At 63.5% G+C, this 12,818-nt stretch carries 11 protein-coding genes; 6 read left to right on the top strand and 5 right to left on the bottom strand.

Annotated features, from left to right (window positions below; genetic code table 11):
- Positions 1-19: 19 nt before the first annotated feature.
- Positions 20-538, top strand: a complete 519-nt coding sequence (locus Pan44_RS16785) for a hypothetical protein (protein WP_145031172.1) — start codon at positions 20-22, stop codon at positions 536-538.
- 89 nt (positions 539-627) lie between these two features.
- Here Pan44_RS16785 and Pan44_RS16780 read toward each other — a convergent pair whose 3' ends face one another.
- A complete protein-coding gene (locus Pan44_RS16780; RefSeq protein ID WP_145031170.1) occupies positions 628-1,824 on the bottom strand; it encodes a hypothetical protein in 1,197 nt (398 codons plus the stop codon).
- A gap of 363 nt (positions 1,825-2,187) precedes the next feature.
- On the opposite strand from Pan44_RS16780, the gene Pan44_RS16775 reads away from it, so the two are divergent.
- From Pan44_RS16775 to mscL, 5 genes are all read left to right on the top strand, one after another.
- Positions 2,188-3,633, top strand: a complete 1,446-nt coding sequence (locus tag Pan44_RS16775) for a S41 family peptidase (RefSeq protein ID WP_145031168.1) — start codon at positions 2,188-2,190, stop codon at positions 3,631-3,633.
- Positions 3,634-3,636: 3 nt separating this feature from the next.
- Positions 3,637-4,704 carry a tRNA (adenosine(37)-N6)-threonylcarbamoyltransferase complex transferase subunit TsaD gene (tsaD, locus tag Pan44_RS16770; RefSeq protein ID WP_145031166.1) on the top strand — a complete coding sequence of 356 codons (1,068 nt, stop codon included), beginning with the start codon at positions 3,637-3,639 and terminating at the stop codon, positions 4,702-4,704.
- 74 nt (positions 4,705-4,778) lie between these two features.
- Positions 4,779-5,999: a tryptophan synthase subunit beta gene (gene trpB, locus Pan44_RS16765; RefSeq protein ID WP_145031164.1), complete on the top strand. Its 1,221-nt coding sequence runs from the start codon at positions 4,779-4,781 to the stop codon at positions 5,997-5,999.
- Positions 6,000-6,071: 72 nt separating this feature from the next.
- The gene (locus Pan44_RS16760; RefSeq protein ID WP_145031162.1) at positions 6,072-7,283 is read left to right on the top strand and encodes an iron-containing alcohol dehydrogenase; all 1,212 of its coding nucleotides are present in this window, start codon (positions 6,072-6,074) and stop codon (positions 7,281-7,283) included.
- 207 nt (positions 7,284-7,490) lie between these two features.
- On the top strand, positions 7,491-7,949 hold the full coding sequence (gene mscL / locus Pan44_RS16755) for a large-conductance mechanosensitive channel protein MscL (protein ID WP_145031160.1): 459 nt from the start codon (positions 7,491-7,493) through the stop codon (positions 7,947-7,949).
- Between the two features lie 125 nt (positions 7,950-8,074).
- Here mscL and Pan44_RS16750 read toward each other — a convergent pair whose 3' ends face one another.
- Genes Pan44_RS16750 through Pan44_RS16735 form a run of 4 tightly spaced genes read right to left on the bottom strand, consistent with a single transcriptional unit; the run spans position 8,075 to position 12,799 of the window.
- Positions 8,075-9,244 (bottom strand): hypothetical protein, encoded by a 1,170-nt coding sequence (locus Pan44_RS16750; RefSeq protein ID WP_145031158.1) that lies wholly within the window; start codon positions 9,242-9,244, stop codon positions 8,075-8,077.
- A gap of 20 nt (positions 9,245-9,264) precedes the next feature.
- Complete coding sequence (locus tag Pan44_RS16745) at positions 9,265-10,134, bottom strand: polysaccharide deacetylase family protein (RefSeq protein ID WP_145031155.1); 870 nt, start codon at positions 10,132-10,134, stop codon at positions 9,265-9,267.
- The gene (locus tag Pan44_RS16740; protein WP_145031153.1) at positions 10,131-11,606 is read right to left on the bottom strand and encodes a glycosyltransferase; all 1,476 of its coding nucleotides are present in this window, start codon (positions 11,604-11,606) and stop codon (positions 10,131-10,133) included. The genes Pan44_RS16745 and Pan44_RS16740 overlap by 4 nt, the downstream gene beginning before the upstream one ends.
- The gene (locus Pan44_RS16735; RefSeq protein ID WP_197453395.1) at positions 11,603-12,799 is read right to left on the bottom strand and encodes a glycosyltransferase; all 1,197 of its coding nucleotides are present in this window, start codon (positions 12,797-12,799) and stop codon (positions 11,603-11,605) included. Before Pan44_RS16735 ends, Pan44_RS16740 begins: the two co-directional genes overlap by 4 nt.
- Between the last annotated feature and the right edge of the window lie 19 nt (positions 12,800-12,818).

Genomic DNA, 12,818 nt, shown 5'->3' with positions numbered 1-12,818 from the left:
CCACGGGAAAGGAGCCCCCATGCGTCGTCTTGGCTTTGCGTTGCTGCTCTGCGCCGGATCGTCCGGTCCTGCACTTGCCCAGGACTACTATCACGGGCCCTCCTCCTTCGGAGCCCAGGAGACGCTGTTCCGGTACGACGACCAGGAACCATGGAAGCATGGATGGAAGAAGCAGATGCCCTACCACGAGGGCTTCCACTCCTTCCGCCCATACAACTACCACCACGTCTTCGGCCAGACCCAGACGGCGGCGGCTTACGGGCAGTCGATGCCTTACTCGCAGCAGTGGTGGCATCGCTACTACAGCCCGTCGGCGCAGTACAACCACCTGCAGGGCCAGCCTCCGATGGCCATGCCGCAGTACAATGGCCCTCCTGCGCCCTCAGCGGCTCCCGCCCCCCTGGTGAACCCGCCGGCGGGTTCATATGTGCTGCCGCCCGCGCCGATGAACATCGAGCCGGTTTACACGCAGCCCGGCATCCCGACCGAGTCGATGGTCATCCCGTCGATGCCCGCTCCGCTCCTGCCCGTGAACTGACTGAAGCCTTGAAAATCACAAAAAGCCCGCGACCGGGGGTCGCGGGCTTTTCTCGTTCCTCGATCAACAGTACGGGGGGCGAGCCGGGATCAGTACCGGAAGCCGGCCCGCATGATGAATCCTGGATCGACGTCGAAGTCTTCGCCGTTGCGGCGGAACTCCACCTCACGTCCAAAGATACCGCCCGCTTCGATGAAAGTGGTCATCCAGCCGGCCTCGAACCGGAAGCCGCCCATCAGGCGCCAATCGGTGAACTGCACCTGATCACGAGACCCCGGAGGGGACAGCTCCATTTCGTACGATTCGACGTGGTACTCGCCCTGGATGTAGGCCCAGGTGGCGACGCCATTCGGGGTTCCCAGGAACAGGCTCACACGCGGTTTCGGGAACAGCAGCCGGAACTCGAGGTAGTCGTTGGGCGTATAGACGATTCCCGCGTAGGGCAGAATGATGTCGTCGACGCGGTCCCAGTATGCCGCTCCCAGGGCGACCATGAACTGGGGATTCCACCGCCAGAACCAGACGGCATGCGCGTCATACTGCATTCCGTTTCCGGAAGGCGAGATTTCGAAGTCGGTTGTAAAGCCCGGAGTGAATCCGAACTCCAGCGTCGAGCCATTGACCTCGGGGGTGCTGAGTTTCAGACCGAGCCCGAAGCGATGGAGGTCTCCGGGGAGGTGACTTGGGCCTGCGTAGCCATTCGTCGGGCCTTCCAGCAGCCGCAGGTTGTACTGCGGGGCGAAGGAGAAGACCCACGCGGTGGGAAGGGGTTTGATGTATTCCTTTTCGAGGTCGAATCCGAAGAGTCCGAACTTGCCGACGTTGGGGCTGCTCGTCCCTTCGGCGGGCATGAAGGTGAAGTCGTACCGCGCGTTCCAGCCGTAGCGAATCGGCTGTGCTCCGTTGATACCGCCGTAGGAGTACTGCCCCCAGGGGGCGTTGGGGCTCGGAGCGGCGTAAGGCATGCCGCCGTTGAGGAACGGGTCGCCAGACTGGATCGGCTGCGGCATGCCATAGGGCTGCGGCGTCACCATCGGCGCCTGGCCCTGGGAAAATGCGGCGTTCGGATCGGGTTGGTAAGTCGGCTGGTACCAGGTGGTGTTCTGATCCTGGATCGGGCCGAGCAGGGGACCAATGGGCTGGCCGGGGGACTGTCCGCGGATGACAGGGGCGTCGTCGGTCGTGACGAGCGCCGAGTCAAAAAGCCCCGTCCACGGCCGGACATCCGGCTGGTCGGAATCGGGCTGTGCTGAAACGAGGCACAGGATGAGGGCAATACTTTTCACTCGACGTCCCCGTGGGGCCAATCTCCGTCTTTGCCGTCGCACAGGCGACCCGCAGCGGCAAAGTCACTTCCGGTGGGCACTCATTGCCCGCGAAGCGCGGCGAAATCTGGAAAAAATTGCCGGTCCGGTCAACATCAACTCAAGTTCACGAGAGCCCTGGCCGAGCGGCGGGATTTCGCGGTCGCGTGCAATTCCGCGGGAGTCCGTCTCGACGAACGAGTTGCGCCGATTGCTGGATTTCGCAACTGGCATGTCAACGCCTACCGGGAATTCGCAGACGGCACTAGAATTCGGCGTCTGTTGTCCAATCTGGGAGTGTCTGAACCGGGGAGACGAGCCCGGACCAGACCAGGAGCCTGTGACATGCGTCGAAATGGATTTGTCGCCCTGCTGGCCGGGATCGTGCTGCTGAGCGGGCTGTCGCTCGCGGTTGGCGAGCAGAAGGAGCCAACCTCCGAAGAGTACTACGAGCTGATGAAGGTGTTCGTCGACACGTTCCAGCAGATCGACCGCAACTACGTCAAGGACGTGGACCGCAAGCAGCTGGTTGAAGCAGCGGTGCAGGGAATGCTGGAGAAGCTCGACCCGTATTCCGACTACATCAGCCCCAAGGACCTGCAGAAGTTCACCGAGTCGGTGGAGTCGGAGTTCGGCGGCGTGGGGATCCACGTCCATTTCGACGAGGAGCAGCGGAATATCGAAGTGATGTCGACGCTTCCCGGTGCTCCGGCCGCGCAGGCGGGGATCAAGTCGGGGGATCGCATCACCGAGATCGAGGGGAAGCCGGTTCGTGAATTCACGAGCAAGCAGGAGATCGACACGGCAATCACGCTGCTTCGCGGAGAGCCGGGCAAGGAAGTCAAAGTCACGATCAAGCACCTGGCGGGAGATGTCACGGAAACGCTGACTCTGAAACGGGCGATCATCAAGACCGACACCGTGCTGGGCGAGTCCCGCAAGCCGGATGGGACCTGGAACTACTGGCTCGATGAGACGAAGAAGATCGCCTATCTGCGCCTGACGAATTTCGCCGGTCGCAGCGGCGAGGAGATGCAGGAGATCCTGCAGCAGCTCAAGAAGGAGGGGATGAAGGGGCTGATTCTCGACCTGCGTTTCAATCCGGGCGGCAAGCTCGAGGCGGCGGTCGACATCGCAGACCTGTTCCTCGACTCGGGCCTGATCGTCAGCACGGAAGGGCGCAACGCCCTCCCGCAGAAATTCGCTGCGAAGAAGTTCGGTACGTTCGGCGGCTTTCCGATGGCGGTGTTGATCAACCATTACTCCGCATCCGCCAGTGAGATCGTCAGCGCGGCGCTGCAGGACCACAAACGGGCCGTCGTCATCGGCGAACGCTCGTGGGGCAAGGGGAGCGTGCAGACGGTCATCAACATGGAAGTCGAAGGGGCCAAGGCCGCGCTGAAACTGACGACGGCGGCGTACCATCGTCCCAGCGGCAAGAACATCCACCGCTTTCCGGAATCCAAAGAAACCGATGAGTGGGGCGTGATGCCGAATGACGGGTACGTGATCCCGTTCAGCCCGGCGGAATACCTGGCCTATCACCGCTATCGCACCCAGCGGGACGCCATCCGGCCCCGCGAACCGCTCATCGCAGATTTCGTGGACTCACAGCTCGCGAAGGCCCGCGACTCCATCGAAAAGGAACTGACGAAGCCCGAAACGGCGACGGCCGTTCCGCCCGCGCCCGAGGACGACAAGAAGGACGAGAAGAAGCCGGAGGCGAAACCGTCCGACAAGTCGACGACCTCGCTGCCGGTGTTCTCGGTGCCGCGCGACCAGGCGGCCTGACGCATGGACGGGGATGCTGCGAGTTCAGCTACACAAGTCGACCGTCGTGATGTTCTTCTGGCGCTCGAATCGTCGTGCGACGAGACGGCGGTCGCTGTGGTGGACCGCGACCGCAACGTGCTGGCCAATGTGGTTGCGAGCCAGGATGAGCTGCATCGTCGCTGGGGAGGCGTTGTCCCCGAGGTGGCGTCGCGCGCTCATGTCGAGCGGGTACTGCCGTGTCTCGACGACGCTCTGAAGCAAAGCGGGAAATCGCTGGACGACGTCGCTGCGGTCGGGGTGGTCACGCAGCCTGGCCTGGTGGGCTCGCTCCTCGTGGGACTCACTGCGGCCAAGACGATCGCCTGGCTGCTGGACGTCCCGCTGGTCGCCGTCAATCACATCGAGGCGCATCTCTTCGCCTGTCGGTGGGCCGCCGATCGCGATCCATTTCCGGCGGTCGGCCTGGTCGTCAGCGGCGGGCACACGAACCTCTACGACTGCCGGACCACGCTCGATTTCGAGCTGCTGGGAACGACGACGGACGACGCGGCCGGAGAGGCGTTCGACAAAGCGGCGGCTGTCCTCGGCCTGCCGTACCCGGGAGGTCCGTCGCTTCAGAAGGCGGCCCTCCAGGGAAATCCGAAAGCGGTTCGCTTTCCACGGACATTCCTGAACAACGAACGCCTCGAGTTCAGTTTCAGCGGCATGAAAACCTCGCTGCTGTACGCCGCGCAGGGCCAGCCCGGCTCACAAACTCCCGTCCCTCCGCTCACTCCCGAGCGGGTGGCCGACCTGGCAGCGAGCTTCCAGGAAGCCGTGGTGGACGTGCTGGTGGGGAAATGCGAGCAGGCGCTCAAGGCCACGGGCCGGATGGCCCTGTGCGTGGGCGGGGGAGTGGCTGCGAACGCCCGCCTGAGAGAGCGTCTGGAGGAAATGACGGCCCGCCGGAAGGTTGCCCTGTGGATCTCCCCTCGTGAGTTCTGCACGGACAACGCCGCCATGGCCGCCATTGCCTGGGACCTGCTCGAAGCCGGTCGCGTGAGCCCGCTGGATGTGGATGTGCTTCCCGGGCTCGTCCGAAAGCGTTGACCGATCGCTTGTTGACGGTCTCGAATCCGGCCTCGATAATCGGCCTTTTGCCTGCGTCCTTGTGAAAGCTTGAAATGTCCTCGGTGGCCCCAGCTCGCGCTTCGAAGAATGTCCCTGATGATCGCGGCCGGTTCGGCGAGTTCGGGCGGCGGTTCGTTCCCGAGACGCTGATGTACGCCCTCGACCAGTTGACCGAGGAATACGAGAAGGCGAAGAACGACCAGGCGTTTCAGTGGGAGCTGAAGGAACTGCTCCGCACGTTCGTCGGTCGTCCCAATCCGCTCTACTTCGCGAAGGGGCTGACCGAGCACTGCGGGGGCGCCCAGATCTGGCTGAAGCGGGAAGATCTGAACCACACCGGCGCACACAAGATCAACAACACGATCGGCCAGGCGCTGCTCACGCTGCGGATGGGCAAGAAGCGGGTGATCGCCGAAACGGGCGCCGGACAGCACGGAGTGGCAACGGCCGTCGCCTGTGCCCGGTTCGGGTTGGAATGCGTCGTTTACATGGGCGAGGAAGACATTCGCCGCCAGAAACTCAACGTGTTCATCATGCGGACGATGGGCGCCACCGTCGTTCCGGTCACGTCGGGGTCCCGCACGCTGCGTGACGCCATCAACGAAGCCTTCCGCGACTGGATGGGCTCGGTTGAAACGACCAACTACATCATCGGCTCGGTGGTTGGCCCGCATCCCTTCCCGATGATGGTTCGCGATTTCCAGGCCGTCATTGGCCGCGAGGCCCGCGAGCAGTCGCTGGTCGAAATCGGACGGCTGCCAGACGAAGTCGTGGCCTGCGTGGGAGGCGGCTCGAACTCGGCCGGGATGTTCTATCCCTTCATCGAAGATGAAGGGGTGACGATCACCGGCGTGGAAGCCGGCGGCCGTGGCCCGAAACCAGGGGATCACGCCAGCACGCTCTCCTATGGGGCCAAGGGTGTTCTGCACGGCAGCTACAGCTACGTGCTCCAGAACGATGATGGCCAGACGATGGACGTGCATTCCATCTCGGCCGGCCTCGACTACCCGGGCGTCGGCCCGGAACACAGCTACTGGAAGGATGCGGGCCGGGTGAACTACACGGCCATCCGTGACGACGAAGCGCTCGAAGCCTTCCAGACTCTCGCAACGAAGGAAGGCATCCTTCCCGCCATCGAAAGCTCCCACGCGATTGCCTACGCCATGAAAGCGGCGAAACAGCGGCCGAAGGAGCATGCGATCGTGGTCTGCCTTTCCGGCCGCGGCGACAAGGATGTCTACGAAGTCGCCCGACTTCTCGGGCAGGAAATCTAACTGACGTGCCGGCGGGATCAGCCTTTCTGATCCGTCGAATCGGGTCTCGCGCTGAAAGGGATTGTGGCCACCATGCACGGAAGAACGTCGTTGCATCACCCCATCGAGCCTGGCGAGCTCAGCTTCGAACTCCGAGTCCCCGCCAAGGTCGTTTTCGGCTGGGGAAAGCGGTCGACGATCGGCGAGGTCGCCGCGTCGCTCGGTCGTCGCGCCTGGATTGTGGCCGGTTCGCGCACTCTCGAGGCGGCCGGCGTCCCGCAGGAAATGGAAAAGCGGCTCGCGGAGAAAGGGATCGAAACCCGTCGTGTCACCTGTGCCTCACGTGAGCCTGAAACGAGCGATGTCGATGAAGCCGTTGCCGCCATCCGACCGCAGCTGAAGGACGGCGACTGCCTTATTGCTGTTGGCGGCGGTTCGACGATCGATCTCGCGAAAGCGGTGGCCGGCCTGGTCACGCAGCGGGAAACAGCTCCGGTCCGGGACTACCTCGAAGGCGTCGGTCGCGGTCTCAAGCTGGTCGAAGCGCCTCTGCCGCTGATTGCGGTACCGACGACTTCCGGCACCGGGACAGAAGCCACCAAGAACGCAGTCATCTCCAGCTACGACCCGCTGTTCAAGAAAAGCCTCCGTGACGAGCGGCTGGTCCCGTCGGCCGTGCTTATCGATCCCGAGTTGACCGTCTCGAACTCCCCGGAAGTCACCGCCCATTCAGGCATGGACGCCATCACGCAGCTGATCGAAAGCTACGTGACGAAGAAGGCTACCCGTCTGACGAAGGCGCTGTGCAGGGAAGGGCTGAGAGCGGCGATTCCGGCGATCGAGGTCGCCTACAAGGAGCCGACCAACCGCGCCGCACGGGAAGCGATGTCGTACGCCGCCTGGCTGTCGGGGGTCACGCTGGCCAATTCCGGGCTCGGCATGGCCCACGGAGTGGCTGCGGCGCTGGGGGTCCACTGCAAGGCGCCGCATGGGCTGGCCTGCGCGGTCATGCTGGTTCCCTCGATGAAGGCGAATCTGCAGCTGTGCTACCGCGACTTTGCCCAGATCGGGGAACTGATCGCTGGAGGGGCCGTCGGCTCGGATGAAATGGATGCCGACCTTGCGATCGTCAATCTCGAGATGCTGGCGACGTCGCTCGGAATTCCCAAACGCCTTCGGGAACTTGGAGTTCGGGAGGACCAGCTGGCCCCCCTGGTCGCCGCGTCGCGCGGCAACAGCATGAGCGGCAACCCCCGCGACCTGTCGGACAACGAACTTCTCGAAGTACTGACGACGATCTGGTAGGTCCGCAGGCGTCGTGTGCGCGTTAAAGTCACCGTCCGCAGATCGGACGGATCGCCGGGCAAGCCAATCATCGAAAAGCGGTGATGGAGGCCTGACCGGGATTGATGGACAAAGTCCGTTCTGGACAATGGTCAGCCATCTGAACCACAGTCAGTCGGGCCGCCACCGAATCATCAATTCACCGATCCCTGCAACTGAGGTGACGTCATGGGAATCATCAAGGAGTTCAAGGACTTTGCGCTGAAGGGCAATTTCCTTGACATGGCGATCGGCATCATCATCGGGGCCGAGTTCGGCAAGGTCGTCAATTCCATCGTCAACGACCTGCTGATGCCCCCGCTCGGAAAGCTGATCGGCGGGGTGAATTTCAGCGAGCTCAAGTATTCGCTGGGGCAGACGCCCGCACTGGACGCCAAGGGCAACCCCATCGTTGAGAACGGCGTTCCCCAGGTGAAGGAAGCGTTTCTGAATTACGGAAACTGCATCCAGACGATGCTGAACTTCTTCATCATCGCCGTGGCGATCTTCGCCGTCGTGAAGGCGAAGAACATGGCCGAGAAGCGGCTCGTCGGTGTGACCGATCCAGCGGCACCTCCGCCGCCCCCGGAAGACGTCATGCTCCTCCGCGAAATTCGCGACGAACTCAAGAAACGCCCCGCGGTGTAAACAGTCGAGTCCGCATCCTTCAGCGGCGACCTGAATCACGGACGGGTTGGAACGCCCCCTTCGTTCGCGTTGATCGAACGAAGGGGGTTCTTCGTTTCCAGGCCAGCCCGATGAAAGGCTCCGCATCAGACAGTCAGCAGCGCCGGTGCGTCGCGACGCACGCTCGATGTCGCTTCGAGTTCCCGCACCTTCAGGGCCATCTCCCACGCGGTCACGTAGTGCAACCGCACGTTCGGATGCTGCCGGCGGTATTCCGCCAGCTCCTCGTGGAACCGGACAATGTTCGGCCCCAGCCATTCATCGATGTTTCCGTCCTTGCAGCCGTGGGTGTGGAGCTTCATGAACAACTGGTCCGGCCGACCGGCGACATGCACGGCCGCCTTCCGCCACAGCTGAAACCGCCGCATCGTCATCGGCCGTCCCAATGTGACATCGCCATTTTCGATTCGTGGCAGCACTCCGAATTTCCGGGAGGACCAGTCCGGAAGGAGCGGCCCCTGGATCATCAAGAGGTGATCGCGCGGCGCGGGCTGCCCCGCAATGGCACGCACTCCGGTATCGTGCGACTTCCGCCGTCCCGGACGGTCCTGGGCGTAATAGATCGAATTGATCGTCCGCGTCTGCGTCGCACTCGGAGCGGAGGGGAGCGTGAAGTCGGCGTAGCAGCCCGTCTTCAGAAGCACCGTCAATTCCTGGTCGACGCCGCACAGCTGCCCGTCCGGCCGCGAATTGCACAGCGACCAGTTCCCGTGAATGAAGCCGTAGACGACCTCGCCGGTGAGCGGGTCGCGTCTCAGGAACCCGTGCCGGTGGAAGAGGGTATCGCGAAACTCGGCGAGCTTCTGCTCGAGGGACTCGGCCGTATCGTGGTCATGGTGCAGGTGGACGTCGACGTCGCCGAATCCCGCCTCGCACAATGGCTTCAGGGCATCCAGGTACTCGGGACGGTACTCGTCCTGCGGAAAGAAGAATGTGTGCTGCGGCGGCCGGCCATCGTCGTCTCTCAGCCGTCCGTACAGCCGAGGATAGTCCTGCTGCCAGCGCAGCACTTTCTCGATCGAAACACTTCGGGACGGCCGGTTCCACTCCGGCTCGTAGTGGTCGCAGACCGCGAGATAGACATCGACCGGTGCGTCGTCTTCGATGCGTGGCCTGGCCTCCGACGGAAAGTAGTACGAACCGATCCAGTACTGCATCTGTCGCTGGCGCAGCGCCATCCACACCAGTCCCAGCCCCAGGCAGAGCAGGGCGGTGAACGCGGCAAGGGAGATCAGGAGCGTCTGGATCGTCGGCATGAACGTGGATGGCGATGCACTCAGTGCGTGGAAACGAGAGAAGCTTCGGCCCGATGGTTCTCGGACACAAGCTCGGCCATGTCATCCTGCCCGCGTTGTTCGCCGAGGGCACAGCTTCGCAGCCGACGATAACGTTTCGGGCCCAGCAGTCGCCGCGGAAGCTCCAGGGCCCGCCGCCTCCAGCTCGCTGCTCCCAAGGTTCCGTTGGCCCACTGCACAACGTTTTCGGTCGACGTTTCGGACCGCACGGCGACGCGTCCGATTGGCCCCGGGCTTCCGTCCGACGCATTCATGCGTGTTTCGGAAGTGAACACGAACTCGTAGCCGCATTCACTGGCCAGGTCGAGAACCCGCTGGTCGACTGACCCATTCGGAATCGAAACGCAGTCGACGCAGCGTCCGAGAATGTCTTCGAGCGTCTGTCGGGAATCCCGCAGCTCGCGACGAATCCGCTCGGTCGTGCACTCCGCCAGGAATGGATGAGTCACGGTGTGAGCTCCCACCTCGAAGACGTCGGTCGACAGATCCCGCAGCATCGCTTCGTCGGCGAACAGCGGATGGCCGATCAGTCCCGTCGTCACGAACAGGATCGCCCTGGCCCCGGCGCGGGCGAGAATCGGACCGGCTTCCTGGATCGATCCTTTCCAGCCGTCATCGAACGTGAGTAGGACGCGCGGCCGCGAATCGGCCGGCGCCGGCAGGTCCGGCGTTCCGAGTTGTCTGGGGTCCATCCAGCGATCGCGGCCGATCGCGACCACCTGGGCTGCAAACTGCTCCGTGGTCACTGAATAGGAACGGATTGACGGACTGAGCCGGGCGCATAGGCCCCCCGGCGCCAGATCTTCGCGACGGCAGACGTCGTGATACATCAGGCAGACAAATTGGCTCACGACGTCATTCCTCCCTGGCGGATCAAGTCCACGTCGCCAGCGCTGTCTGCGAGCGGATGCTTCTTTCTCTCGAAGGCATGGCCGGAAGGAGTGACGTTCTCACCGTAGATCCCGTGGCGGTACACGACATCTTCCAGGAGTTGCGACAGTTCCTGGGCCAGCCGCTTCCGTTCAAACCGTGCGATGTCCCACACCCTGGCGTCGAACTGCAGGCCGGCCGCGTGCCGTTCCACAAGCTTGACCAATCCGTCCGTAACCGCAGCAGGATCAGAGGGACTGACCTGGATGGTTCCCGGCAGCCCGGCCGTGACGTCCCACAGGTCTCCCCGCGGGGCCACGACGAAGATCGGGCGGCGGGCCGCCATGTACTCGAACGTTTTCGCGTTGATGATGCGGTGAGTCTCCGGCTTGTCGGCGTTGAGCAGGAGGAGGCTGTCGGCATCGTGCATCAGCCGCACAGCTTCGTCGTGCGCCATGAAAGGCTGACGGACCACCTTGACCGGCGAGTCGTGCAGGCGATCCAGTTCGGCGTCCTGCTCGGCGGTCCGCCGTCCGGCGAGGACGATCTCGAGCTGATTCGCCAGGTCGGGCCGCTGCTCGATCAGTCGCAGCACGCCGTCGACGACCGGCCCGATCGGATTCAGATTCCACAACGTACCCACGAACGCCAGCCGACACTTCTCGACTCCGTTTCCATAGTCGATGCGTTCCGCGTGATGGCTCGAATTGCCGAAGTCGTCCGGGTCGAAGCCGTTGTAGATGAATCTCGACCGGGCCCGGCTGCCGGCGGCCTCGGCTGTATGCTCCAACTCCTTCGCGCTGGAAGGGGTCGTCGCCAGCAGGACATCGGCCGCACGCACCGCCGAATACTGCATCCGCTTCTGGATCATGTTCGAGAACCAGCTGTGCTGCTTGTTCTCCCAGTAGGCGTTGCTGATTCCCCATTCGTCGCGGTAGTCGAGGATCAGCGGCAGCTTCGATGCCTTTGCCAGCGCGGCCCCAAGAAGCAGGGAAGAGAACGGGGGGCCCGTCGCGATAATGGCATCGTGCGGCATTTCCCGGAGCAGCCGTTTGCCTTCCCGGAGGGCCGCAGGCCTCCAGAGGATCTGCGGATCGGGCTGCAGCACGGTATTCACAGCTCGCCGGGCAATCCCTTTCAGCCGCCGCTTCGCCGCAGCCACAATTCCGCTGCGTCCCACTTCGCCCGCGCCGACCGCAGCCTTCAGGCCGTAGCCAGGCTCCAGTGTCCGCGCCTGGACGACGTTCGTCGACACCGGAACGTCGCGACGGAGGCTCCCGTCGACCAGTGGCGTCGAGGGATTTGCCACGGTCAACACCGAGCATTCCCAGCCGAACTGCGGCAGGTACTTGACGAACTTCGTCACGCGATGCACACCGACCCCGCCGACTGGCGGGAACAGGTAGGAAACGAACAGCACGCGACGCGGCGTGGATGAAACAGACCTTGTCATCCCACGGCCTCCAGTTGGTATGCAGCCTGGGCGGTCCCAGTCGACCGTCCGAGGATTCGAGTCACTTCCGCCGCACAGTCGTCCCAGCTGCGGGCCTGGTAGCGTTGAGCGGCCTGACGAAGCTGACCGCGAAGCGCGGCCCCGATCGCTTCCGCCAGCTCACCGGCGTCTCCCTTGCGTGTCAGAATTGCATACGAAGAATCGGCAATCTCGCGAATGCTGCCGACATCCGTCGAGACGAACGGCGTCCCGCACGCCAGCGACTCGCGAAGGACGTTCGGAAGACCTTCGGAATCGGAGCACATCACCGTGAGATCGGCTGCGCGATACCATTGAGCCGTCTGCTGGTAGGGAACCGCTCCCACGCAGTGAACGGCGTCGGCCAGTCCGAGCTGCTGAATCCGGGCTTCCGTCGTTTCCCGAAGTTCGCCACTGCCGACCAGGTAGAGGTCAAAATCGACGTCGCTCAATCTGAGCAGGCGGCAGGCATCCAGCAGGAGATCGAGTCGCTTGATTTCGACCATCCGCCCGACCCACAGCAGCACGGGGCGTGAACTCGGCAGTGAGAGCGAGCCCCGCGCGGCCCGCTGGTCTCCCGGATGGAAGACATCTGGATCTACTCCCTGGTACATCACGTGAACGCGCTCGGGTGAGGCGCCCAGATCGAGAACGGCATTTCGCAACCCTTCGCTGACGGTCAGCACCGTCTCCGACTCGGTCAGCACGCGGCGAACATACGGTCCGCGCCCCGGGCGGTGGGGCAGAATCAGCGCATCGGTCCCGCCGACGATCACGGCCGCGGCCGCTCCGGTGGACCGGGCTGCCCGGAGTCCGGCCTCGCCGTCTGGATGTGCCCAGTAGCTCAGAACCACATCGGGCTTGCTTCGTTTCGCGAGCGTTTCCACGGTTCGGCGTGAACACTGCCACAACAATCGGCCCGACTGCTTCTGCGTGACTTTGGGGAGGTACCAGTAACAGGGATAACTCGCCGTCAGTCCGGCGTCCTGAACATCGGGCCCCGGCTCGAAGGACTTTCCGCGCATCTTCGCCCGCACCATCTCCGGCCAGGGTCGTGGCGAGCAGACCTGTACGCAATGCTCTTTCGCCAGCGCGCGGCACATCGCGAGGTTGTACGAACCCCGCGCGCGGTTGACCGCGTCGGGGAACGTCATGCTGAGGAACAGGAGGTTCATGGAACTCACCGGCCGAACT

The sequence above is a fragment of the Caulifigura coniformis genome (genome assembly GCF_007745175.1).
Classification (GTDB): Bacteria; Planctomycetota; Planctomycetia; order Planctomycetales; family Planctomycetaceae; genus Caulifigura; species Caulifigura coniformis.
The sequence above is the reverse complement of the archived record's forward strand: the minus strand, read 5'-3'. Positions and strand labels throughout refer to the sequence as shown.

Excerpts from the sequence above, each read along its gene's own strand:
- Pan44_RS16760 (WP_145031162.1), top strand. The coding sequence starts at position 6,072 with ATGCACGGAAGAACGTCGTTGCATCACCCCATCGAGCCTGGCGAGCTC.
- tsaD (WP_145031166.1), top strand. The coding sequence starts at position 3,637 with ATGGACGGGGATGCTGCGAGTTCAGCTACACAAGTCGACCGTCGTGAT.
- Pan44_RS16735 (WP_197453395.1), bottom strand. The coding sequence starts at position 12,799 with ATGAACCTCCTGTTCCTCAGCATGACGTTCCCCGACGCGGTCAACCGC.
- mscL (WP_145031160.1), top strand. The coding sequence starts at position 7,491 with ATGGGAATCATCAAGGAGTTCAAGGACTTTGCGCTGAAGGGCAATTTC.
- Pan44_RS16750 (WP_145031158.1), bottom strand. The coding sequence starts at position 9,244 with ATGCCGACGATCCAGACGCTCCTGATCTCCCTTGCCGCGTTCACCGCC.
- Pan44_RS16740 (WP_145031153.1), bottom strand. The coding sequence starts at position 11,606 with ATGACAAGGTCTGTTTCATCCACGCCGCGTCGCGTGCTGTTCGTTTCC.
- trpB (WP_145031164.1), top strand. The coding sequence starts at position 4,779 with ATGTCCTCGGTGGCCCCAGCTCGCGCTTCGAAGAATGTCCCTGATGAT.
- Pan44_RS16785 (WP_145031172.1), top strand. The coding sequence starts at position 20 with ATGCGTCGTCTTGGCTTTGCGTTGCTGCTCTGCGCCGGATCGTCCGGT.
- Pan44_RS16775 (WP_145031168.1), top strand. The coding sequence starts at position 2,188 with ATGCGTCGAAATGGATTTGTCGCCCTGCTGGCCGGGATCGTGCTGCTG.